The following is a 22610-nucleotide window of genomic DNA, read 5'->3' as shown; positions in this document are numbered from 1 at the left end:
TTGACCGTAGCGGATTCGAGAACGTTCGGTCAAGAATGAACGGTCCAGAAAGCCCGGCCGCCGGGGACGGCCGGGCAGGAGGACCCGGAAGACGGCCGGAGGCCTACGGGGCCGGCCGCATCCTGAAGTCGTACGGCCGGGGCAGCGCCCGGGCCCGCGCCCGCGCGCGGATCTCCTCGGTGACGGGCCCCTCGCCCGCCAGCAGCCGCGCCCGGATCGCGTACCAGGTCTCGCCGAGGCACTCGTCGCCCTCACGCAGGTCCTCCACCTCGAAGCCGCGCTCGAAGACCTCCTGCGCGGCCGCGGCGTCCCCCTGCGCGAGCAGCACCCGGGCGCGCAGCAGCCGGAAGCGGCCGTGCTCGCGGAGCTCCGGGCGCAGGCCGTCCAGCACGGCCGAGGCGTCGTCCGCCCGGCCCGCGGCCAGCAGCGCCTCCACCGCCTCACGGCCGAGCGCGGCCATGGCGGCGGTCCACGGGGCGTTCTCGCGCCGCTCCCCGCAGGCTTCGCCGAACGCCTCCAGATAGCGGTCGGCGGCGCGCTCGGGATGGCCGTCCTCGGCGTCGGCGAAGGCCAGGCAGCGCTTCGCCCACCACAGGGCGTCCGCGGCCTCCCAGGCGCGGACGGCCTGCGAGCGGTCGCCGGTGTGCCAGCGGGCGACCCCCAGGTGGTAGGCGCCGCAGAGGTCGCCGTCGCCGATCGTCTCCAGCAGCTCGCGCCAGCGGGGCGACACGAGCGAGGGGCCGGGCGGCAGGCTCCGGTCCGGCCGCGGGAACTCCCCCCGGTGCAGGAACTCCAGCCAGGGCTCCTGCTCCTCCCCCAGCGTCTCCGGGGCGAAGGGCGTGCCGGGCAGGTCGTAGTGCCCGCGCTCGGCCTCCAGGGCGCCCCAGCCGGAGCCGGTGTGCAGGCTCTCCTTCGGCTCGGCGTCGGCGTACGGGCGCCACGCCGCGTACGCCGCGTCCACGGCGGCACGGGGCAGGGCCGCCTCCAGCCGGGCCGCCGCCTCGCCGCGGGCCGCCGCCCAGTCGCCGCCGTGCACGGCGGCGGGGTCCGCGGCCAGCGGTCCGTAGGCCTCCAGCCAGGCGAACGCGCCGCCCGCCTCCAGCGGCACGTGCTCCAGCTGGGTGCGGGCGAGCCCGGCCTGGATCTCGGCGTAGCCGCCGGTGCCCGGCTCGGTGAGCCACTCCTGCCAGCGCCGGCCGCCGCGGCCCGAGCCCCAGACGAAGAGCTTGCGGCCGCGCAGCAGGTCCGTCGAGGTCTGCACGAGGCCGTGGCCGTCCGCGTCGAGGGAGGCGATCCAGCGGCGCTCCCCGCCGGGCACGTCGTAGAAGAAGTCGGAGGCGTGCGTGCTGTTCAGCGGGTACGTGCGGTCGGCGCCGTCCCACTCGGGCACCGGGACCCGGCGCAGGCTGCGCTCGTAGCCGAACCGCCAGGCCGCCTCCGCGGGCGCGAGCACGCGCGTGCCCGCCTCCTCGGGGACGGCGATGTTCGACCACCAGTAGACGGGCGCGGGCCGGTCGTGGGGGTTGCGGATGCGCACGCCGACGTAGAGGAAGTCCGAGCCGTCGGGCAGCCACAGGTCGACCTGGAAGGGCAGGTCGCGCAGGCGCTCCCACTCCCACAGGCGCAGCATCTCCCCGCCGTCGGGGGCGGGCACGCGGGCCGCGTGCAGCGGGGCCACGGACAGCGTCGTGTGGCCGGTCGCACCGATGTTCCATTCGATGCCGCCGGAAAACCAGGCGCCGTTCAGGGCGAACGAGGCGGGCTGCAGGACGGGGTTGCGGTAGAGCAGCTGCCGGCCCGTCGGCTTGTGCTCCAGGGAGTGCACGCGCCCGCCGAGGCCGGGCAGGACGGTGGCGCGCAGCCGGTCGTTCTCGATGACGATCGCCTCGAGATCGGCGGGGGTGCGCCTGCGGGAGTAGCCGTCGCGGCGGCGCACCGGCAGCAGGGACCGCAGGGGCGCGTGGCCTGCCTGGCGGGCCATGTCGGCGGGCAGGGCCCTGCGCTGCTCGGCGTCGATGCGGTGGACGTCGGCGGCCGTGCGCAGGGACGGCAGCGGATCCTCCGCGCCGAGCGGGGCGGCGGGCAGGGACAGCACGGCGCGTCGGATGGTCGTGGGCACGGCAACCTCTCTCAACCCTGGCGGTCCGGGGTCAGCCCCGGCGGTCCGGTCTCAATCCTGGTGCTCCCGCGGCATGTCCGCGGTGATCGCCCAGCGTTCGTGGTCGCGCCACGCCCCGCCGATGAAGAGGAAATCCGGGGAGAAGCCCTCCAGCCGGAAGCCGTGCCGCTTCACCAGTGCGAGTGACGCCGTGTTGCCCGGCTGGATGTTCGCCTCCAGGCGGTGCAGCCCCAGCGGGCCGAAGGCGTGGCGCAGGACGAGCCCGAACCCCTCGCTCATGAGGCCGCGCCCGACGGACGGCACGAACGCGCCGTAGCCGAGCGCGCCGCACCGGAAGGCTCCGCGCACGATGTTGTTGATGTTGACGAAGCCGGCCGGGCGCCCGGAGTCGCGCAGGCACACGAGGAAGCCCGCCCGCTGCTCCCCGTCGAAGCGGGCGGCGTACTGCGCGAAGCCCTCCTCGGTGGTGGGCATGGACAGCCACGGGTGGTGCAGGTCCGCGCTGTCCCGGACCAGGCGGGTGAACTCCGGGCCGTCCTCCGGCGTGACGGCCCGGACGGCCACCCGCGGCCCCTCGGCGAGGACGCGGGCGCGGGCGTCGGCGGTCTGGTGGTCGGGCACCGCATCATCGTACGGTCCGGCCGCCGCCCCGGGGAGGAGCCGCGATCACACCACGACCGGGCGGAGGTCCGGGCCGACGACGTGCGACGGGGGCGGCGGACCGGCCTCGTCGTGGAAGAAGTGGGCCCCGTACCAGACCACGAGGTCCTGTCCGTCCACGGATTCGCCGTTGACGAAATCGCCGATGTGGGCGCGCGTGTCGGAGGGCCGTCCGTCGTCGGTCTCCGTGCCGCGGTAGCGCAGGACCCACAGGTCGGCCACGCCGTAGGCGTCCGCCGTGCCGTCGTTCGCGCCCGGCACGAGGACGTAGCCGCGGCCGGTCGCCGGGGCGACGACGCGCCATTGCCGGTGGCTCGCGGGGTTGCGGGTGCGCTGGGTCTCCAGGCGGACGGGCGTCCAGCCGGTGGCGTCGTTGAACTCGTCCACCCGGTTGGCGGTCGAGCCTCCGACGTCCAGGTCCAGCCGCCAGTACACGTGGTGGGTGTGGGCCAGGCAGGTGCACGGGTTGGTGACGGCGGAGAAGCCGAAGCGCGGCAGGATCGTCCCGTCGTCGGCGAGCCGCCACTCGGTGACGTAGCGGTACCAGCCGGCGGCGAGTTCGCTGACGATGCGGAGCGCGGAGCCGTCGTGGAAGAACGCGACGCCGCGGAAGTTGCCCTGGTCGCTGTGGGTGTCGAGGATCGTGCGCGGCGCCGAGGTGCACAGGCGGTAGCCCGGGCCGACCGGGTCGGAGCCCGTCGCGTCGAAGCACACCTCTTCGTTCGCCCAGTCGCGGAAGGGTCCGCACCGGTCGTTCGTGTAGCGCACGTTGAGGATCGGCGCGTGGGCCTGGTAGAGGACGCGCTCGCCCTTGTAGTCGACGAATCGCAGCTCCGCGCCGGAGCCGTTGACGCCGGAGGAGGTCCTGGGCCGGTTGACGACCAGGTTCCACAGCTCGGTGGTCCCGCGGCGCACCCGGACGCGGACGGCCCGCGGACCGCCGGACGGGTCGGGGCAGTTGTCGGCGGGCGGGATGGTCACGCAGTCCAGGGCGGAGGGGGCGGAGACCCCCTCGGGGGCGGGGATCACCGTGCCGTCCTTGGTGCGCACGCCGACGATGCGGTGCTTGACGTCACTGCCGGGGGTGCGCAGGCCGACGGTGACGACGCGGTCCACGGTGCCGTCGGCGTGGGTGACGTCGGCGAGCGGCGGCATGGGCCGGTACGCGAGCGCGCCGTCGGCCGCCAGCTGTGGCCCGAACTCGGCGTGGGCGCGCACCGCTTCGACCGCCCGGTCGAACTCCTCGCGGCCGGGCAGCGGCTGGAACCGCACCGAGCGCACGGCCGCTCCGGCCAGGTCGCCCAGCCGGCCGGTGACCTCGACCGAGCGGTAGGCGTCCGGGTCGTGGACGACGGCGCGGAACGGCGCGTCGGCGCCGGCGTCCTTCTCCAGGAGCCGGAAGTCGGCGACGGCCGGCCGGGGTCCGGAGATGCGCTCGCGGACGGCGGGGAGGCCGATGAGGTCACCGGCGAGGGACGAGGCCGTCGCCGTGCCCTCCTGGTACGGTTCGATGCTGATCGTGATGGGGTCGGGCACGGGAGCCCCCTTTGCCTGGTGCCGCCTGACGGGCGCGCGCTGGAGGGTTCAGAGTGCCCGCGAACGGGACAAGCGGGGCATCCACCACACGAGGGGCGCGGGGGTTACCTGCAGGGCGCATCGATGCGGGAGCGGCGCCCCGGAAACAGCCCTCCGCCAGCAGCAGTTGGCCCATGTGCACCGGGTGCCCCACCGCCCCCGGACGTCAGCCATTCCACGGATGCGGCTTCACTTCCGCGCGCCCCCGCGGTACCCACCATCGCTCCCTGCACTCGATCACTCCTTCCTCCGTAGCTTGTGGATCCGGAGCTTCCGCATCCCTCGGGAAGCCGTCCACAGCTTCACGACACAGGAGGTCGGCATGAAGCGCACCATCATCCTCGCCATGGCGGCGGTCGCGGCCCTCACCGGCGGACTGGTCACCACGGCCTCGGCGGAGAACGCCGGCGACGACAAGCCCGTCGTCGCCGCGGACAAGGCCGAGGAGTTCGCCGAGGACGGTCCGGAGGTCGGCGGATTCGACCAGGTCGAGGGCCCGACCGTGAACGTGGCGCCGCAGGGCAACGGCCGCGCCTTCGTCTCCTGCCCGGCGGGCCGGGTGCCCAGCGGCGGCGGAGGGAAGACCAGCGCCTTCCGCGTCCTGTTCACCGACTCCTTCCAGGAGGGCAACGGCTGGGTGGTGCGCGGGACGAACATCAACCCCGCGGGCGGAGCCACCGAAACGATCAGAGCGGTCGCGATCTGCACCGCACCGCGCTGATCCCCCGGACCGGTCCCCTGCGCCGGTCCCCCTGTGATGGGCCCGGCGGCCTCCCCGCCGGGCTCATCCGCATTCCCCCGGCACCGGCGTCAGCTTCACCGTCTTGTCCTCGCTGCCGCTGGCCAGCCAGCCGCCGTCCGGGCCGAACGCCACGCAGAAGACGGTGTGGTGGTGCTGCACGCGCAGCGCGCGGGTGCCGTCCGCGACGGCCCACACGCCCGCCGTGCGGTCCGCGGAGGCCGTGGCGAGCCAGTGCCCGCCGGGGCTGAACGCCACGTCCTTCACGGCGTCCCCGTGCCGCACGAGCAGCAGCCGGTGGCCGCTTCCGGCGTCCCACACGCGGACGCAGCCGTCGTCACCGGCCGTCGCCAGCCGGCCGCCGTCGGGGCTGAACGCGACGGCCTTGACCGCGTGGTCGTGGCGCAGGCGCAGCAGCGCGTCGCCGCCGAGCGACCACAGCCGGACGGAGCGGTCGGCCGAGGCGGAGGCGAGGCGCGTGCCGTCCGGGCTGAAGGCGACGTCCGTCACGACCTGGTCGTGGGTGATGCGCAGCATCGGGTCGCCGCTGGTGGAGTCCCACAGCCGGACGGTGCGGTCGGCGGAGGCGGAGGCGACGCGGAAGCCGTCGGGGCTGAAGGCCACGCCGAAGACGACGTGGTCGTGGCGCAGGCGCAGCAGCTCCTCGCCGTTGGAGGAGGCCCAGATGCGGACGGTGTTGTCGGCGCCCCCGGTGACCAGGCGGCGGCCGCCGGGGCTGAACGCCGCGGCGAAGACGGACGAGAGCCAGCCGCCCACCGGCTGCTCCCATATGCGGTTGCCGGTCAGGGCGTCCCAGACCCTGACCCGGTTGCGGGACCCGGTGGCCAGCCGTCTGCCGTCGGGGTGGAAGGCGAGGGCGTGCACCCACTGGCGGGTGTCGAGGACGCGCGAGGTGATCGCCGCGCCGGGCGCCATGGGCGGGGCGCCGGGCGGTGCCAGTGCGCCGCCGGGCGCCGCGGGCGGGCCGGCCGCCGCCGCGGGCCGTCCGTTCGCCGTCGCCGGGGGCGTGGGCGGCTTCGGCGGTACGGGGTCCGTACCGGGCAGCGGTACGGCCGGTCCGGCCTGCGCCCAGGCGGCGGGCATGTCGAAGAGGCGGGCGTCCCCGCCGCGCAGGTAGAGCACCGGGGTCGCCCACTCCAGGCTGTCGTCCTTGTCGACGACCAGGGCGATCCGGCCGACCCGTACGGCCTCGTCGACGGTGCGGCCCTGGGCCAGCGCCTGGTAGAAGGAGGCGGCGAAGCGGGTGGCCGCCTTGTCGGTGACGGCGAACTGCATGGCGACGACGGCCGGTACGGTGCGCACGAGCACGGCGGCCGTGCTGGAGAAGAGGTCCTCGGCGTTGCCCATGCCGCTCTGGCAGCTGTTGAGGACCACCAGCTGGGGCCGGGGCCGGGCCACGCTGAGGAGCGAGGCGAGGGCGGAGGCGTGCAGGTGGTGCTCGCGCCCGTCCGCGCCGGCCAGGGTGATCATGCCCTCGTGGCGCTGCGGGTCGTACGCGCCGTGCCCGATGAAGTGCAGGACGTGGCAGCCCCGGAGCAGTCTGCGGGAGAGGTCGTCCGCGGTCTGGCCGGGCACCCAGTCGAGGTCGGCCAGGCCGCGCTCGGTCAGCGGGCCCAGCGCGACGGACAGGGCGGCCCGCTCGCTCTCCGCGCCCAGGGGCGCGCGGGAGCGGGGCAGCGAGGTCATGCCGAGGATCTTCAGGGGCGGTTCGGAGCGCAGCGGGGCGAGGGGCTCGGGCAGGTCGACGTAGCGGACGAGGGGCCGGCGCAGGCACAGGTACTCCGCGGACTCCTCGTCGTAGAGCAGCTCCCAGGGCAGGGCGGCGAGTTCGGGGGCACGGATGCGCAGGACCACGCGCAGCGCCTGGTCGCGCTCGCCGGCGTGCTGACGGCTGGCGAGGTACAGCCCGCGCAGGTGTCCGTCGAACACGGCGCGGAAGAGCCGCTCCCCGACCTCCCGCACGGGCCGCTCCAGGCCGAGCGCCGCCGCGCGCGGTGTCACGGAGGAGGCGAGGACGGCCCGCTGGAGGTCGGCGAGGCGGGCGCCGATGGCGACGGGGTCCAGGTCGACGGCGAGGCTCCCTTCGCCGGCCGGTGAGGAGACGGCCACCGTGTACCGCCCGCCGGGACCGCCGCCGCTGACCTCCAGGACGAAATCGGCGGCTCCGCGCATCACGGCTCCCGGAATTCCCGGAAAGAATTCACCATTCCCGTTTCCCGCTTTCTCAGGCGGCCGTGCCGGCGCCGCTGCCGTGCAGCGGTCCCGCCGTCATCCACCAGGCGCACAGCCGCCCGTAGGAGGCGAGGGGGGCGTGGGCTTCCGCGATGATGTTCAGGTCCTCGCTGGACCAGGTGAGATAGGCGTCGCCGTCGGAAGTCCCGTAGCAGGTGAGGTCGCCCACGGTCTTTCCACCGGATTTGTACCTCTGCCGTCCGTCGAGCGGGACCGAGGGGCCGCACGCGTCCTGCGTGACCGTGGCCTTGCCGGTCAGCCTGTCGTAGGCGCCGCTCATGCTGATGCCGTCCACGAACTGGGCGTAGATCACCGGGAATCCGCCGGGCGGCGTGCAGGCGACCACGGCGACCACGGACGGCGGGAACTTGGACGCGTCGCCGTCCGAGCAGCTGGGACGGATGGCGTCGGGAACGTGCGCGAGCAGGGACGCCGCCGCGGAGCGGGTGGAGCCCGGGGCCGGCGTCGTGGGCGGCGCGGCCGACGGCTGTGGTGCCGGCGTGCCGGGCGGCCTGGCGGCGGACGGCGGCACGGAGGACGGGACGGGCGGCGGGACGGACGGCGGCGAGGGCTGCGGCGCGGACGGCGGCATGGACGGCGGCGTGGTGGTCCCCACCGCGGTCCCGGGCGGGCTCCCGCGGGAATTCCCGTTCGCCATCAGGACAATGCTCGTCACCACGAGCCCGGCCCCCAGGAGGGCCGCGGTGGACCGGATCACGGGACTGATCCGGGGAAAGGAGATTTCCCTGACGGAAAATCCGCTGCCGAGCAGGGAGATGAGGACCATGAGGCCCCCGAAGACACATAAGATGATCGAAGCAGAGGTCGGCATGGTTCCCCCCGACGCGCGTCATGACCCTCCGCGGAACAGTCAGGCTATAGGCAATTCAGATGAATACCCTCGGGCCGTGCGCCGCTTATTCAGCCGTTCACCACTGCACGCCCCCGGAATGCGCCCCGCGCCCCGTTCAGAGCGCGGGGTTCAGCGCGGGGCGTTCGTCTCCGCGCCCGAGCCCGTGACCGCGCCCGTGACCGCGTCCGTGACGGCGACCGCGATGGCCGCCGCGTAACCGGGCGCCGCGGGAACGTCCTCCAGCGCCCACCCGGCGGGCGAGGCCGGGACGGGGCCCGCGCCGACGTACGTCACCGACGGGTTCTCCGACAGGCCCGTGCCGGTGCCCTTCAGGTAGGCCTCCTTGCGCGTCCAGCAGCGCGCGAAGGCCTCCGGGAGCCGCGGCGCGGGCAGCGCGGTCAGCTCCGCGGTCTCGGCCGGGTGCAGGACGCCCGCCAGCTCCCGGGCCGTCGCGGCGGGCTGCACCTCCTCCACGTCCGCGCCGACCGGCGTGTCCGCGAAGGCGATCAGCGCGAGGTCACCCGCGTGCGAGAGGTTGAAGTGCAGGGGGGCGCCGGCGGCGGCCGGGCGGCCGTGCGGGCCGCCGCAGCCGGGGCAGGGCTCGCGCACGAGCGTGACCGCGGCCGGGTCGGTGCCCAGGTAGGCGCCCAGGAGCAGCCGCAGCCCGGTGTGCGAGGCGACGTAGCGCTCGCGGTGCAGGTCGCGCACGAACGCCGCGGCGCGCGCCCGCTCCCCGGCGTCCAGGATGCGCTCCGGGTCCTGCCCGGGGACGGGCAGGGGCCGGTCGGTGCGCAGGAGCCACACGTGCGGCGGGCCGGGCGTCCACACCCCCGGGAGGGGGTCCTCGCCGAGGATCCGGGGCGCGGTGCCCGGCCCGTCGCTCACGCGCATCAGCTCTCCCCCAGGTGGCGGGTCACCGCCTCGGCGACCTCCGCGGCCGGCCCCGGCTGCGTCATGTGCGCGTGCGGGCAGGCGATATCGCGGTTGATCACCCTACCCGTGACGTAGGGCCGCCACGCCTCCCGCGTCACCGCTCCCGCGGCCCCGTCCGTCCCCGTGGCCGTGAAGAACAGCACGTCGCCGTCGAAGACGCGGTGCGGGTGCCGCCCGGCGAGGTCCGTCGTGCCGAGCGCGACGTCGACCACCGCCTGCAGGGTGCGCGGGGTCAGCGCGGCGAAGGCGCCGCCGTCGGCGCGCAGGGCGGCGAGGACGCCGTCCCGGGTGAGCGGGGCGCCGTCGCGGTGCGCGCGGCCCGCCATGTCCAGCAGGGCGCCGAGGACGGCCTGTTCCTCGAAGGCGGCGGCCGCGGGGTAGGCGTCGAGCATCGCGAGGAGCTCGACCTTCTCCCCGGCCTCCTGCAGCCGTACGGCGACGGCGTGCGCGAGGACGCCGCCCGCCGACCAGCCCAGCAGCCGGTACGGGCCTTGCGGCCGGATCGCCCGGACGCGCTCCGCGTGGTCCGCGGCCATCTCCTCCAGCGTCGCGGGCAGCGGCTCACCGGGCGTCAGCCCGCGGGCCTGGAGGGCGTGGAGGGGCTGGTCGGGGCCGAGACCGGGGAGCAGCGACGCGTAGCACCAGCCGAGGCCCGCCGCCGGGGGCAGGGCGAACAGCGGCGTACGGCTGCCGGTGGCGCGCAGCGGCAGTACGGGCTCCAGCGGGGCACCGGCCGCATCGTCCGGGCCGTCCGTGCCATCCATGGCGTCCGCGCCGCCCAGCCTGCGGGCGAGGGCGGCCGGGGTCGGGGCCCGGAAGAGGGTGCCCATGGCGAACGGGCCGTCCTCCCCGGCGTCCGCGCCTCCGTCCGCACCTCCGCCGGCGCCTTCGCCGAAGACGTCCCGGACGCGGGCGACGAGCCGGACCGCGAGCAGCGACGTGCCGCCGAGGGCGAAGAAGCTGTCGTCGACGCCGACGTGGGGCAGCCCGAGGACCTCCGCGAACAGACGCGTCAGGGTCTCCTCGCGGGGCCCCGCCGGGGCCCGTCCCCCGGCGTGGGCCTGCGGGCCGGGCGCGGGGAGCGCCGCGCGGTCCAGCTTGCCGTGGGGGCCCGTGGGGAAGGCGTCCAGGACCACGACGGCGCTCGGCACCATGCCCTCGGGCAGCTGCGCGGCCAGCGACTCGCGCAGGGCGTCCGGGGCGGGCCGCGGGAAGGTGCCGGTCTCGGCGGCGGCATCCGCCGAGACCGGAGTCACGTAGGCGACCAGGCGGCGGTCGCCGGGCCGGTCCTCGCGGACGACGGCGCAGGCCGCCTGCACGCGGGGGTCGGCCAGCAGGACGGCCTCGACGCCGTCGGGTTCGATGCGGCGCCCGTGCAGCTTGACCTGCCGGTCGGTGCGGCCGAGGTACTCGGCCTCGCCGTCCTCCCGCCAGCGGGCGAGGTCGCCCGTGCGGTACATGCGTGCGCCGGGCCCCGCGAAGGGGTCGTCCACGAACCGTTCGGCCGTCAGGTCCGGCCGGCCGAGGTAGCCGGTGGCGAGCTGGGCGCCCGCCAGGTAGAGCTCGCCGGGGACGCCGGGCGGGCAGGGCTGCAGGGCCGCGTCGAGGATGTAGAGGCGGGTGTTCCAGGCGGGCCGCCCGATGGGGACGGGACCGGTCGCGCCCGGCCGGCAGGTGTGGTGGGTGACGTCGACGGCCGCCTCGGTCGGGCCGTAGAGGTTGTGCAGGGCCGCGCCTGGCAGCAGCCGGTGGAAGTCCTCGGCCGTGGCGCGCGGCAGGACCTCGCCGCTGCTGAAGACGTGCCGCAGGCCGGTGCACGCCGCCGCGCCGGGCGCGGCGAGGAAGAGCTGGAGCACCGAGGGCACGAAGTGGGTGACGGTGACGCCCTGTTCGCGGATGGTGCGGGCGAGTTCCGCGGGGTCGCGGTGGGCGCCGGGCCCGGCCAGGACGAGGGTGGCGCCCTCGCGCAGCGGCCAGAACAGCTCCCACACCGAGACGTCGAAGCCCACGGGGGTCTTGTGCAGGACGCGGTCGCCGGGGGCGAGCGGGTACTGCGCCTGCATCCAGCGCAGCCGGTTGTCGGCGGCCGAGTGCGGGACGACGACGCCCTTGGGGGTTCCGGTGGTGCCGGAGGTGTGCAGGACGTACGCGGGGTGCTGCGGGGTCAGGGCCCGGCCGGGGTCGGTGGGCAGGTGCGCGGCCAGCGCCTCGCCGAGCGCGGGGTCGTCGAGCACGACGACGGGCGCGGCGCCGGCGGGCAGGGCGGCGGCCCCGGCGCGGTCGGTCAGGACACACACCGGTGCGGCGGTGTCCAGCGTCTCGCGCAGGCGCACGGCCGGGTCCGCGGTGTCGAGCGGCACGTACGCGCCGCCCGCCTTGAGGACGGCGAGCAGGGCCACGACGAGCTCGGTGGAGCGCGGCAGGGCGACGGCGGCGAGGGTGCCCGGGGCGACGCCCAGCGTGCGCAGGTGGCGGGCGAGCCGGTTGGCGCGGGCGTTGAGCGCGGCGTAGGTGAGGGACCGGTCGCCGTCGACGAGCGCGGTGGCGTGCGGGGTGCGGGCGGCGCGGGCCTCCACGGGGCCGATGAGGGTCGTGGGCGGCACCTCGGTCGCGGTGTCGTTGAACTCCGTGAGGACCTGCTCGCGCTCGGCGTCGGTGGCCAGCGGGAGGCCGCCCAGCGGCAGGTGCGGGTCGCGCTCGGCGAGGCGGGTCAGCAGGTCCAGGAAGCGGGCCTGGTGCGCGGCGAGTTCGTCCTGGCCGTAGCGGGCGGGGTTGGCGTCGTAGTCGATGCGCAGGCCGCTGCCGTCGGCCCGGTCGTAGATGCCGACGGTGAGGTCGTCGACGGGGCCGGGGGCGAGGTTGTGCGCGTCGGAGCGGGCGCCGGCGAAGGTGAGCCCGTAGTCGAACGGCATGACGTTGACGAGCGGGCCGGTGAGCGGCCGGCCCTCGCCGAGGAGGCCGAGGTCGCGGCGGATGTCCTCGTAGCGGTAGCGCTGGTGGCGGCGGGCGGCCCGGATGCCGAGGACGGCCTGGTGGACGAGTTCGGCGAAGGTCGTGCCGGGGGTGACGGTCATGCGCAGCGGCAGCACGTTCATGACCATGCCGGGGACGCGCAGGGCGACGGAGCCCATGCGGCCCATCATCGGCAGGCCGAGGACGACGTCCTCGCTGCGCGTGGCACGGGCGACGTAGAGGGCCTGGGCGGCGAAGAGGACGTCGGTCCAGGTGGCCCGGACGGACGCGGCCAGCCGGCGCAGCCTGGCGGTCGCCTCGGGGGCGAGGTGCGCGGTGGCGCGCAGGTGGCTGCGGGAGGGCAGGGCCGGGCGCGCGGCGGGGCCCGCGGAGGCGAGGGACGGCGCCTCGGGGCGGTCGGCGAAGACCGTCAGCCAGTGGGCGCGGTCGCGGGTGCGCGTGGCGGACTCGCGGTAGGCGGCGTCCTCGGCGACGAGGTCGGCGAGCCGGCCGAAGGGGCTCGGGGCGGGGTCCTCGCCGGTGGCCAGGGCCGTGTAGAGCTCGGCGACGCGGCGGGCGACGAGGGAGTAGCCGTAGCCGTCGAGGACGGCGTGGTGGACGCGCTGGTACCACAGCCAGCGCTCGTCGCCGACGCGGAAGAGGGCGTGGGAGAAGAGGGGGCCGCGGGCCAGGTCGAAGGGCTCGGCGAGGCCGGCGCGCATCCGGGCGAGGGCGCTCGCGTCCGGGTCGCGCTCGTCGCGCAGGTCGGCGGTCTCCAGCGGGAAGCCGTGGCCGGGGGCCTCGACGGCGATGGGCAGCTGGCGCGGGCCGCCGGGGGCGTCGGCGATGCGCACGCGCAGGGCGTCGGCCTCGCCGACGGTGCGGTGCAGGGCCTCGGCGAAGCGCGCGGGGTCGATGTCGCCGTGGATCTCGAGGTATTCGGCGGTGCCGAGGGCGGGGCTGCCGGGGTCGAGGGCCTGGGCGAACCACATGCCCGACTGGGCGGCGGTCAGGGGGAGGCCCTCCGGCGCGGGGGACCGTCCCGCGCCGGAGGTGCCGGTCAGGGGGTGCGCCCCCGCCCGGTCGAGGGTGCGGGCGTTCACGTCCCCGCCCCCAGCAGCGGTGCCCACTGCTCTATGGCCGGCTGCTCGGCGAGGGCCACGAAGGTGACCTCGGTGCCGTGGTCGCGGCGCCAGCGCTCGACGAGGGTCATGATGCGGACGGAGTCGAGCCCGTAGTCGACGAGGTTCTCGTCGTCGGGGATGTCGGCGGGGTCCTCGCCGAGCACGTCGGCGACGTCGGCCCGGATCTGTTCGAGGGTGAGTGCCATGGGTGTTACGCCCCTTCGAAGAGCCGGTCGGTGGTGGTCACCACGGCGCACTTGGCGGCCGCCCAGCGCAGCGCCATGGCGTGGTCCTCGGCCGAGAAGTCGGCGACGGCGTCGGCGACGAGGAAGGGCTGGATGTCGCGCATCCAGGCGTCGCAGGCGCTCATCATGACGCCGATGTGCGCGTACACGCCGACGATGACCAGCTGGTCGCGGCCCTGGGCGGCCATCCGCTCGGCGAGGTCGGTCCGCACGAAGGCGCTGTACTTCCACTTGGTCAGGACCGTGTCGGCGGCCGTCGGCGCGACGGCGTCGGCGATGGCCTTGGCGCGCTCGTCGTCCGGCAGGCCCGGGCCCCAGAAGTCCTGCTGCAGGCCGCGCTCGGCGGGGCTCTGGCCGCCGGGCTGGGCGGAGTAGACGACGGGGACGCCGAGGCGGTCGCAGTCCTTCTTCACGGCGGCGACGTTGGCGAGCAGCTCGGTGACGGGCGACGCCCCGGCCTCGAACGCGTCGAGGAAGTAGTTCTGCAGGTCGTGCACGAGCAGCACCGCGCGGCTCGGGTCGACGGTCCAGCCGACCTTGTTCGCGGGGAGGTCGGCCTCCCGCGGCATGGGATACGGGGCGATGGCAGGCAGTGCCATGGTGGTCGGTGAGCCTTTCTCGGTTCTCAGTGCTGTGCTGATGCTGCTGCTGCGGCGGCGACCTGTGCGGCGATGGCCGCGCGGAGGTCCTTCTTCGACACCTTGCCGATGCCCGTCTGCGGGAACTCCGTCACGAACTCCACCCGGTCGGGGACCTTGAAGGCGGCGAGGCCGCGCTCGCGGACGAACTTCTTCACGGCGATCGACTTGACGGGTCCGGCCCCTTCGCGCAGGACGACGTAGGCGCAGGTGCGCTCGCCCAGGTAGGCGTCGGGCATGGAGACGACGGCGACGTCGTGTACGGCCGGGTGGGCGAGGATGTGGTTCTCGATCTCCTCGGCGGCGACCTTCTCGCCGCCGCGGTTGATCTGGTCCTTGGCCCGGCCCTCGACGACGAGGTGGCCCGTCTCCGTCATCCGGACGACGTCGCCGGTGCGGTAGAAGCCGTCGGCGGTGAAGGCCGTCGCGTTGTGCTCGGGCGCCCGCCAGTAGCCGCGGATCGTGTACGGGCCGCGGGTCAGCAGGTGGCCGGTCTCCCCCACGGGCAGCTCGTTGTCCTCGTCGTCGACGATGCGGATCTCGTCGTCGGGCGAGATGGGGCGGCCCTGGGTGGTGACGATCGTGGCCTCGGGGTCGTCCAGCCGGGTGTAGTTCACCAGGCCCTCCGCCATGCCGAAGACCTGCTGGAGGGTGCAGCCGAGGGCCGGGCGCACCCGGCGGGCCGCCTCCTCGCTGAACTTCGCGCCGCCCACCAGCAGGACCTGAAGACTGCTCAGGTCGTGCGGGGTCTCCGCCGCGGCCTCGGTCCACACGAGGGCGAGCGGGGGCACCAGGCCGGTGATCGTGACGCCCTCGGCGGCGATCAGCGGGAAGGCCACGTCGGGGCTGGGGCGGGGGGCGAGGACGACGCGGGCGCCGGCGTAGAGCGCGCCGAGGGTGCCCGGGGAGCTCAGGGGGAAGTTGTGGGCCGCGGGCAGCGCGCAGAGGTAGACGCTGTTCTCGTCCACGCCGCAGATCTCGTTGGAGCCCCACAGCGAGTAGATGTAGTCGTCGTGGGTGCGCGGGATGAGCTTGGGCACGCCCGTGGAGCCGCCGGAGAGCTGGAGGAAGGCCAGCTCGTGCGGGGCCGGGGCGTTCTCGACGGCCACCGGCTCGGTGGGGACGTCGGCCAGCGCGGTGTGCTCGCCGGGCTCGCCGGCGACGAAGACGTGCTTGAGGCCGGGGACCTCGGCGCGGACCTTGGTGGCCAGCTCGCGGTAGTCGTAGCCCTCGCTGACGTCGGCGATGACGTAGGCGGCGGCCTCGGTGAAGGCGCAGAAGTGGCGGATCTCGGTCTCGCGGTGGGCGGGCAGCGCGAAGACGGGGAGGGCGCCGATGCGGAAGAGCGCGAAGACGACCTCGAAGAACTCGGCGACGTTCGGCAGCTGGACGACGACGCGGTCGCCCTTGCCGATACCGCGGGCCAGGAGGCCGGCGGCCAGCCGGTCGGCGCGCAGGTCGAGCTCGCCGTACGTCCAGCGCCGCGCCTCCTCCCCGCGCAGCGTCCCTGCGGGGTCCACGATCGCGATCCGGTCCGGGTGCGCCCGCGCGCGGTCGCGCAGCATCTGCCCGAACGTTTCTCCACGCCAGTAGCCCGCCGCGCGGTAGCGCTCGGCGAACGCGGCCGGATAGCCCGGAGCGTCGGTCGTCTCGGTCACTGGTCAACCCCCACAGCCTGCAGGAACGTCTGGAACTTGGCGCCGGTCTCGGCCGTCTCGGCCTCCGGCGAGGACTGCGCGACGACGCCCGCGCCCGCGTACAGCCGCAGGGTGCGCTCCTCGGCCTCGGCGCAGCGGATGGTGACGACCCATTCGCCGTCGCCGTTCGCGTCGCCCCAGCCGACCATGCCCGTGAAGAAGCCCCGGTCGAAGGGCTCCAGCTCGCCGATGACGTCGCGCGCGGTGGTGGTCGGGGTGCCGCAGACGGCGGGCGTGGGGTGCAGCGCGGAGGCCAGCTCCAGCGCGGACACCGCGGGGTCGGCCGGCTCGCCGGTGACGGTCGTCGACAGGTGCCACATGGCGGCGGTGCGCACCAGCGTGGGGCGCTCGGGCACGTGCAGGGTGCGGCAGTACGGGGCGAGGGCCTCGCGGACGGCGTCGACGACGACGGCGTGCTCGTGCAGGTCCTTCTCCGACTGCAGGAGGGCGGCCGCGCGGCGGACGTCCTCGGCGAGGTCGGCGCTGCGCGGCGTGGAGCCGGCCAGCGGGTTGGCGACGAGGGTGCCGCCGCGCCGGGAGACCAGCAGTTCGGGGCTCGCGCCGAGCAGGGTGCGGCCGGGGCCGGTGGGCAGGGCGAAGGTGTAGCCGGCCGGGTCGCGGCGGGCCAGGCGCTGCAGCAGGGCCGGCAGATCGAGGTCGCGGTCGGAGGAGAGCTCCAGGGTGCGGGCGAGGACGACCTTGGCGAAGTCGCCGCGCTGCATGCGGGCGACGGCCTCGGCGACCGCGGCGCCGTAGCCGGCGGGCTCGGGCACGGGCCGGACGTCCCAGCGGGCGGCGCCGGGCGCGGCGGCGGGCAGGGCGATCAGCGGGTCCTCGGCGAGCGGCGGCGCCCAGCGGACGGCCTCGGGCACGGCCAGCGCGGCGGGCGCGCCCTGGTCGAAGGGGACCGCGCCCACGACGACCGGCGCCTCGTCGCCGGCCAGCACCCGGGCGGCGAGCGTCTCGGCGACGCGCTGCGCCACGGGGGCGCTGCCGTGCGGCACTTCGGTGCGCACGCCGTGGGCGAGGAGCGTACGGGTGGGTGAGGCGAAGAACCGGGCGCGGCCGGGTTCGTAGGCGTCGAGGAGCGAGGTCGCGGCGCCGACGGTGTCACCCCCGACGGGGGCGCCGGGCTCGCTGCCGCCCGGCCGATCCGCGACGTGGTGAGCGGTGGTCACCTTTACTGCTCCGTTCCTCCGGTGGGTCGCACCGGGTGGGTGTTTCGTGAAGTGTCCGGGCGGGGGCCGGCCTTGTGGGCCATCCGTGCCCCTGACCCGCCCTTTCGCCGTTTCCTGGGGGCGAGCGAGCCCCCGGCCCCCCGCACCGCGCTGCGCGCGGTGTCCTCGGTGCGCCTGACGGCTCAAAACTTTTTGGGCCGTCAGGCGACCGAGGTCCGGGGCCCGGGGCGGAGCCCCGGAAAGCAGTGCGCTCAGGCGCGCAGCGTCGCGCCGCCGTCGACGTACAGGTCGTGCATCGTGATGTGCCGCGCGCGGTCGGAGACGAGGAAGGCGACGGCGTCGGCGATGTCGGCGGGTTCGGCGATCCGGCCGAGGGGGATGCCGACGCGGTACGACTCGGGGTCGCCGTCGATGACGCGCTGGGGCGCCTGCTCGTCGGCCCACAGCCCGCGCTGCATGGCGGTGTCGGTGGAGCCGGGCGAAACGACGTTGCAGCGGATGCCGCTGCGGGCGAGTTCGAGGCCGAGGCACTTGGTGAACATGGTGGCGGCGGCCTTGGAGGCGGCGTACGCGGCCATGCTGGTGCGCGGCACGCCGGCGGCGTTGGAGCCGACGGTGACGATGCAGCCGGAGCGGCGCTCGGTCATGCGGCGGGCGGCGGCGCGCGAGGCGTTGAAGACGCCGGTGGAGTTCACGGCGAAGGTGCGGTGCCAGGTGTCGTCGGTGATGTCGACGACGGGCGAGGTGCGCAGCACCCCGGCGACGTTGACGAGGATCGCGAGGGGGCCGAGGGTGTCCTCGACCTCTTCGACGACGGCCTCGACGGCGGCGCTGTCGGCGACGTCGGCGGTGTGGGCGGTGACCTTGTCGCGGCCGAATTCGGCCTCCAGGTCCTTGATGCCGTCCGGGGTCCAGTCGAGGGCCGCGACGCGCGCTCCCCGGGCGACGAGGGCGCGGGTCACGGCCTCGCCTATGCCCTGGCCGGCGCCGGTGACCAGCGCGATGCGGCCGGAGAGTTCTGACTGCTGCACTTGACGGTTCCCCCGATTCCCAATTCGAACTAAGGTAAGCCTTACCTTACATGACCCGCCCGGCCGGATCGAACGGCCGCACGGAGGGGGCGCCTTGCTCCATCCGCACGCGGGGGGCGCACGAGCAAGGCTTAGGTTAGGCTAACCTCACGCTCTTGCCTATAGGGGGGTGGCCCCCGGCTGCCCGGCGGCCACCCCCCTGCGGGGGAGCAGGTTCCGGACCGTCAGGTCACGAGCTCCAGGGCCGCCATGCCCGGCGCGGTGACCCCGAAGGTCTGTGCGTACAGGGACAGTTCCGCCTCCAGCGCGCGCACGACCGTGGCGGCCCGGCGGAAGCCGTGGCCCTCGCCCTCGAAGGCGATGTAGGTGTGCGGCACCCCGCGGCCGGCCATGGCCGCCAGCAGCCGCTCGCTCTGCGCGGGCGGGCAGACGGGGTCGGCCAGCCCCTGCAGCAGCAGGAAGGGCGCGGAGATCCGGCCCGCCCGGTGCAGCGGCGAGCGCTCCCGGTAGCGCTCGGGCACCTCCTCGCGGGGGCCGATCAGCGACTCCAGGTAATGCGACTCGAAGTCGTGCGTGCCGCCCTCCGCCGTCCAGGCCTCCGGATCCAGCACCGGGTAGAGGATGGTGCCGCAGGCGTAGAGCGAGGTGGCGGCGAGCGAGGCCGCCGCCGTCCAGCCGCCCGCGCTGCCGCCGCGGATCGCGATCCGGGCGGGGTCGGCGATGCCCTCGCGGGCCAGCGCCCCGGCCACCGCCGCGCAGTCCTCGACGTCCACCACGCCCCACTGGCCGCGCAGCCGCTCGCGGTACGCGCGCCCGTAGCCCGTCGAGCCGCCGTAGTTCACCTCGGCGACGCCGATGCCGCGGGAGGTGAAGAAGGCGGTGGCCAGGTCGAGGACGAGGGGCGAGCGGGCGGTGGGGCCGCCGTGCGCCCACACCACGTACGGCGGCAGCTCCCCCTCCGGGGCCACGTGGCCGGGGTTGCGCGGCGGGTGGAGGTGGGCGTGCACCTCGCGCCCGTCCGGCCCGCCGAACGTCCGCGTCAGCGGCTCGGGGTAGTAGGCGGGGTCCACGCGGTCGGCGTGCCGGGCGCCGACGGGCCGGGCCCGGCCCGTGCAGACGTCGAGCTCGACGACCTCGTACGCGCTGTGCGGGCTCGCGGCGACCCCCACGGCGCGGGTGCCGTGCACCGCCAGGGTCGGCGCCCATTCGGTCCACGGCCCGGCGACGTCCGCGATCTCCCCGCTGCGGGGGTCGAGGACGCCGAGGACGGCGGCGCCGCGGCCGTGGAGCGCGGCGACGAGCCCTCCCGGCAGCGGCGCGAACCAGCGCATCCCCACGCGCCACAGCGGCCCCGCGAACTCCTCCTCGCGGCGGCACAGAGCCGCGCTCTCCCCCGTCGCCGGGTCGACGCGGTACAGGTTCCACCAGCCGGTGCGGTCGCTCGCCGCGACCAGCGAGCCGTCCTCGGCCCACTCCACCTGGGCCACGGACTCCGCCGGACCGCCCATGACCGTACGGGCGTCCGGCAGCCGGCCGTCCGCGGAGACCTGAGCGGTCTTCAGTTCGGTGCCCTCCCAGGGCATCCGGGGGTGGTCCCAGGCGATCCAGGCCGCCTGCCGGCCGTCGGGGGAGAGCCGCGGCCCGGTGACGAAGCGGTTCCCGCCGTCGGTCAGCTCCCGGACGGCCCCGCGGTCCCGTGCCGCGGAGCCGTCCAGCGGAACGGCCGCGAGCAGCCGGCGCACGTCGTACGGCCCCTCGCCGGTGAACTCCTCCAGCACGCACCACACCTCGCCGCGGCCGGGCAGCAGCACCGGATCGGCCCAGCGCAGCCCGCCGCCCACCGGCGACAGCGGGGTCAGGGGTTGCGGGACGGCGCCGGGGACGTCGGGCTCGAAGGCGTAGAGCCGCTGGTCGGCGAAGTGGGTGAAGACCACCAGCGGGCCGCCGGAGGCGCGGGCCACCGCCGCCCACGGCAGGCCGCCGTACTCCAGCACCCGGTTGCGCACGTTCCAGGGGGCGGGCAGCACGGTCTCCTCCGCCCCGCCGGCCCGCCGCCGCACGAGGGTGAAGCGGCCCTCCTCCGCCGGGCGCGGTGCGGCCCACCACAGCTCGTCGCCGACCGTGCCCACGAAGTCGGGTCCACCGCCGGCCGACGCGGCGAGCTCCGCACCGACCGGGGACTGCCAGGCTCCGTAGGACGCCGTGGACACCATGATCTGTTACGCCTCCTCGAACGGCCCGCCGGGCCGTGGTCATCACACTGTGTTCGTCAAGCCGTGTGCGGCGAGCCGCGTTCAGCAGGCCGTGGTCATCGAACCCCGTTCACAGGCCGCGTTCATCAAGCCGCGTTCATCAGAAAGTGGTCGAGCACCCGCACGCCGAAGTGCAGCGCGTCGCAGGGCACCCGCTCGTCGACGCCGTGGAACAGCGCCTGGTAGTCGAAGCCCGGGGGCAGCTTCAGCGGGGCGAACCCGTAGCAGTCGATGCCCAGCCGCGAGAACTGGTTGGCGTCGGTGCCGCCGGACATGCAGAACGGCACCGCGTGCCCGTCGGGGTCGAAGCGCTCGACCGCCTCCCGCATCAGGGCGAACAGCGGCGTGGCGAGCGGCGCCTGCAGCGCCGTGCCCTTCTGGTAGTACTCCCACTCCACGTGCGGCCCGGTGAGCCGGTCCAGCGCGGTGCGGAACTCCTCCTCGCCACCCGGTACGACGCGCCCGTCCACGTGCCCGACGGCGGCCCCCGGGATCACGTTGACCTTGTACCCGGCGTCCAGCATCGTCGGGTTGGAGCTGTTGCGGACCGTCGGGGCCAGGAGCCGGGCCGCGGAACCCAGCTCCTCCAGCAGCGCGTCGGCGTCGAAGCCCGGCGCGCCGGGGTCGGCCTCGATGCCGTGCAGGGCGGCGATCTCCACGAGCGCGGCGCGCACGACCGGGGACAGCCGCACCGGCCAGCGGTGTCTGCCGATCCGGGCCAGCGCCTCGGCCAGCCGGGTGACGGCGTTGGCCTGATTGGGTTTCGAGCCGTGGCCCGCCCTGCCGCGCGCCGTGAGCTTGAGCCAGGCCGTGCCCCGCTCCCCCGCCGCCACCGGGTACAGCCGCAGCCCGCCGTCCGCGTGGAAGGTGTAGGCGCCCGACTCGCCGATCGCGTACCGGCAGCCCTCGAACAGGCCCGGGTGCTCCTCGGCCAGGAAGGCGGCGCCCGTCCAGGCGCGGTCCTCCTCGTCGGCGGTGAAGGCGAGGACGACGTCGCACGGGGGCCGGGCGCCGGTGCGCGCCCAGGCCCGTACGACCGACAGGACCATGGCGTCCGTGTTCTTCATGTCGACGGCGCCGCGGCCCCACACCACGCCGTCGCGGACCTCGCCGGAGAAGGGGTGGACGCTCCACTCGGCGGGGTCGGCGGGGACCACGTCGAGGTGGCCGTGGACGAGCAGCGCGGGGGCGCCCGGATCGGCGCCCGGGACGCGGGCGACCACGTTCGTCCGGCCGGGCTCCTTCTCCAGCAGCACCGGTTCGATGCCGGCCTCGCTCAGGGCCGCGGCCACGTACTCGGCGGCGGGCCGCTCCCGGCAGTCGCCCGCGCCCCGGTTGGTCGTGTCGATGCGGATCAGGTCGGAGGTGAAGCGCACCGCCTCGTCGAGGGCGCGCTCGTCCACCCGGACGGCCGTCCCCTCCGCCCCTGCCGTCCCCGCCTTCTCCTTCGTCTCTACCGTCTCTTCCGTCGTGACCGTCTCTTCCGTCGTGATCTCAGCCATACTGCTCCTCCACCGCGGCCGACACGACGGTCGTGACCGCCTTGAAGCAGCGGATGCCGTCGTACATGGTCGCCGTGGTGTACGAGACCCGGCGCTCCCCGCTGGGCACGACGCCCGGGATCACCGTCGCCGCCCCGGCCAGGTGGTCGGCGTCGAACTCGATCTCGACGGTGAAGGGCCCGCCGCCGGTGACGGGCTCGTACCGCACGGCGAGGGCCGCCGCCTCCCGGGCCGCGGCGCGGATGTCCGCGGCCGTGCGCGCGGGGGTGCGGCAGACGGCCGCATAGCGGGAGACGCAGTCCTTGACGGCCACCGAACGGGCCAGCGGGGCATATCCCTTGGCGTCTGCACAGGTCAGGTCGTCGCCCGTCACCAACACCACGGGAACACCGTATTCCGCGACGACGAGGGAGTTGAGCAACCCCTCGCTCGCCCGCGCGCCGTCCACCCAGACGCCGGTGATGGTGTTGGCGAGGTAGGTGTGGGCGAGGACGCCCGGGGTGCCGGCCCCCGTGTGATAGCCCACGAAGGCGATGCCGTCGACATCGCCGTGCTGCACGCCCTCGACCATGCTCAGGCTCTTGTGCCTGCCGGTGAGCATCTGCGCCCGGTCGTCCAGCTTCTCCAGCAGCAGATTGCGCATCCCCCAGTGCGCTTCATTGATGACGACCTCGTCCGCACCGCCGTCGAAGAAGCCCGCGACGGCCGCATTCACGTCCGAGGTGAACAGATGGCGGCACCGTTCCCACTGCGAGGCGCCGGGCAGCACGTCGGCCGGCCAGGTGACACCGGTGGCGCCCTCCATGTCCGCGGAGATCAGGATCTTCACCATGCCTCAGTCCTACCGCAGGTGACAGGC

The 22610-nt window shown here is 75.2% G+C and carries 16 protein-coding genes; 1 reads left to right on the top strand and 15 read right to left on the bottom strand.

Going from position 1 to position 22610, the window contains the following annotated elements; translation table 11 throughout:
* Positions 1 to 103: 103 nt before the first annotated feature.
* Genes NQU55_RS31060 through NQU55_RS31050 form a run of 3 tightly spaced genes read right to left on the bottom strand, consistent with a single transcriptional unit; the run spans position 104 to position 4315 of the window.
* Complete coding sequence (locus NQU55_RS31060) at positions 104 to 2119, bottom strand: DUF5107 domain-containing protein (protein WP_168091070.1); 2016 nt, start codon at positions 2117 to 2119, stop codon at positions 104 to 106.
* 51 nt (positions 2120 to 2170) lie between these two features.
* The gene (locus NQU55_RS31055; RefSeq protein ID WP_168091069.1) at positions 2171 to 2740 is read right to left on the bottom strand and encodes a GNAT family N-acetyltransferase; all 570 of its coding nucleotides are present in this window, start codon (positions 2738 to 2740) and stop codon (positions 2171 to 2173) included.
* Positions 2741 to 2785: 45 nt separating this feature from the next.
* The gene (locus NQU55_RS31050) at positions 2786 to 4315 is read right to left on the bottom strand and encodes a hypothetical protein (RefSeq protein ID WP_168091068.1); all 1530 of its coding nucleotides are present in this window, start codon (positions 4313 to 4315) and stop codon (positions 2786 to 2788) included.
* Between the two features lie 361 nt (positions 4316 to 4676).
* On the opposite strand from NQU55_RS31050, the gene NQU55_RS31045 reads away from it, so the two are divergent.
* Positions 4677 to 5075, top strand: a complete 399-nt coding sequence (locus tag NQU55_RS31045) for a hypothetical protein (protein ID WP_168091067.1) — start codon at positions 4677 to 4679, stop codon at positions 5073 to 5075.
* A 63-nt stretch (positions 5076 to 5138) separates the two neighbouring features.
* On the opposite strand, the gene NQU55_RS31040 is transcribed toward NQU55_RS31045, so the two are convergent.
* The 12 genes from NQU55_RS31040 to NQU55_RS30985 form a co-directional block, all read right to left on the bottom strand.
* Positions 5139 to 7286, bottom strand: coding sequence for a CHAT domain-containing WD40 repeat protein (locus NQU55_RS31040; RefSeq protein WP_168091066.1), 2148 nt, complete (start codon positions 7284 to 7286; stop codon positions 5139 to 5141).
* A gap of 52 nt (positions 7287 to 7338) precedes the next feature.
* A complete protein-coding gene (locus NQU55_RS31035) occupies positions 7339 to 8064 on the bottom strand; it encodes a hypothetical protein (protein ID WP_168091065.1) in 726 nt (241 codons plus the stop codon).
* Between the two features lie 264 nt (positions 8065 to 8328).
* Positions 8329 to 9090 carry a 4'-phosphopantetheinyl transferase family protein gene (locus NQU55_RS31030; protein ID WP_168091064.1) on the bottom strand — a complete coding sequence of 254 codons (762 nt, stop codon included), beginning with the start codon at positions 9088 to 9090 and terminating at the stop codon, positions 8329 to 8331.
* Positions 9090 to 13187 carry a non-ribosomal peptide synthetase gene (locus NQU55_RS31025; RefSeq protein WP_372504850.1) on the bottom strand — a complete coding sequence of 1366 codons (4098 nt, stop codon included), beginning with the start codon at positions 13185 to 13187 and terminating at the stop codon, positions 9090 to 9092. Before NQU55_RS31025 ends, NQU55_RS31030 begins: the two co-directional genes overlap by 1 nt.
* Complete coding sequence (locus NQU55_RS31020) at positions 13184 to 13414, bottom strand: phosphopantetheine-binding protein (RefSeq protein ID WP_058042512.1); 231 nt, start codon at positions 13412 to 13414, stop codon at positions 13184 to 13186. The genes NQU55_RS31025 and NQU55_RS31020 overlap by 4 nt, the downstream gene beginning before the upstream one ends.
* Before the next feature lie 5 nt (positions 13415 to 13419).
* On the bottom strand, positions 13420 to 14052 hold the full coding sequence (locus NQU55_RS31015) for an isochorismatase family protein (RefSeq protein WP_168091063.1): 633 nt from the start codon (positions 14050 to 14052) through the stop codon (positions 13420 to 13422).
* A gap of 26 nt (positions 14053 to 14078) precedes the next feature.
* Positions 14079 to 15749 carry a (2,3-dihydroxybenzoyl)adenylate synthase gene (locus NQU55_RS31010; protein ID WP_168091062.1) on the bottom strand — a complete coding sequence of 557 codons (1671 nt, stop codon included), beginning with the start codon at positions 15747 to 15749 and terminating at the stop codon, positions 14079 to 14081.
* Positions 15746 to 16966, bottom strand: coding sequence for an isochorismate synthase DhbC (dhbC, locus tag NQU55_RS31005; protein ID WP_168091061.1), 1221 nt, complete (start codon positions 16964 to 16966; stop codon positions 15746 to 15748). The genes NQU55_RS31010 and dhbC overlap by 4 nt, the downstream gene beginning before the upstream one ends.
* 251 nt (positions 16967 to 17217) lie before the next feature.
* Positions 17218 to 17997: a 2,3-dihydro-2,3-dihydroxybenzoate dehydrogenase gene (locus NQU55_RS31000; RefSeq protein ID WP_168091060.1), complete on the bottom strand. Its 780-nt coding sequence runs from the start codon at positions 17995 to 17997 to the stop codon at positions 17218 to 17220.
* Positions 17998 to 18221: 224 nt separating this feature from the next.
* Positions 18222 to 20210: a S9 family peptidase gene (locus NQU55_RS30995; protein ID WP_168091059.1), complete on the bottom strand. Its 1989-nt coding sequence runs from the start codon at positions 20208 to 20210 to the stop codon at positions 18222 to 18224.
* Between the two features lie 125 nt (positions 20211 to 20335).
* The gene (locus NQU55_RS30990; RefSeq protein WP_168091058.1) at positions 20336 to 21751 is read right to left on the bottom strand and encodes a M20/M25/M40 family metallo-hydrolase; all 1416 of its coding nucleotides are present in this window, start codon (positions 21749 to 21751) and stop codon (positions 20336 to 20338) included.
* On the bottom strand, positions 21744 to 22580 hold the full coding sequence (locus tag NQU55_RS30985) for a M55 family metallopeptidase (RefSeq protein WP_168091075.1): 837 nt from the start codon (positions 22578 to 22580) through the stop codon (positions 21744 to 21746). Before NQU55_RS30985 ends, NQU55_RS30990 begins: the two co-directional genes overlap by 8 nt.
* Positions 22581 to 22610: the final 30 nt, after the last annotated feature.

Source organism: Streptomyces telluris (assembly GCF_024519335.1).
Classification (GTDB): Bacteria; Actinomycetota; Actinomycetes; order Streptomycetales; family Streptomycetaceae; genus Streptomyces; species Streptomyces telluris.
Note: the sequence above shows the minus strand (reverse complement) of the source record. Positions and strands in the feature narration are given on the sequence as shown.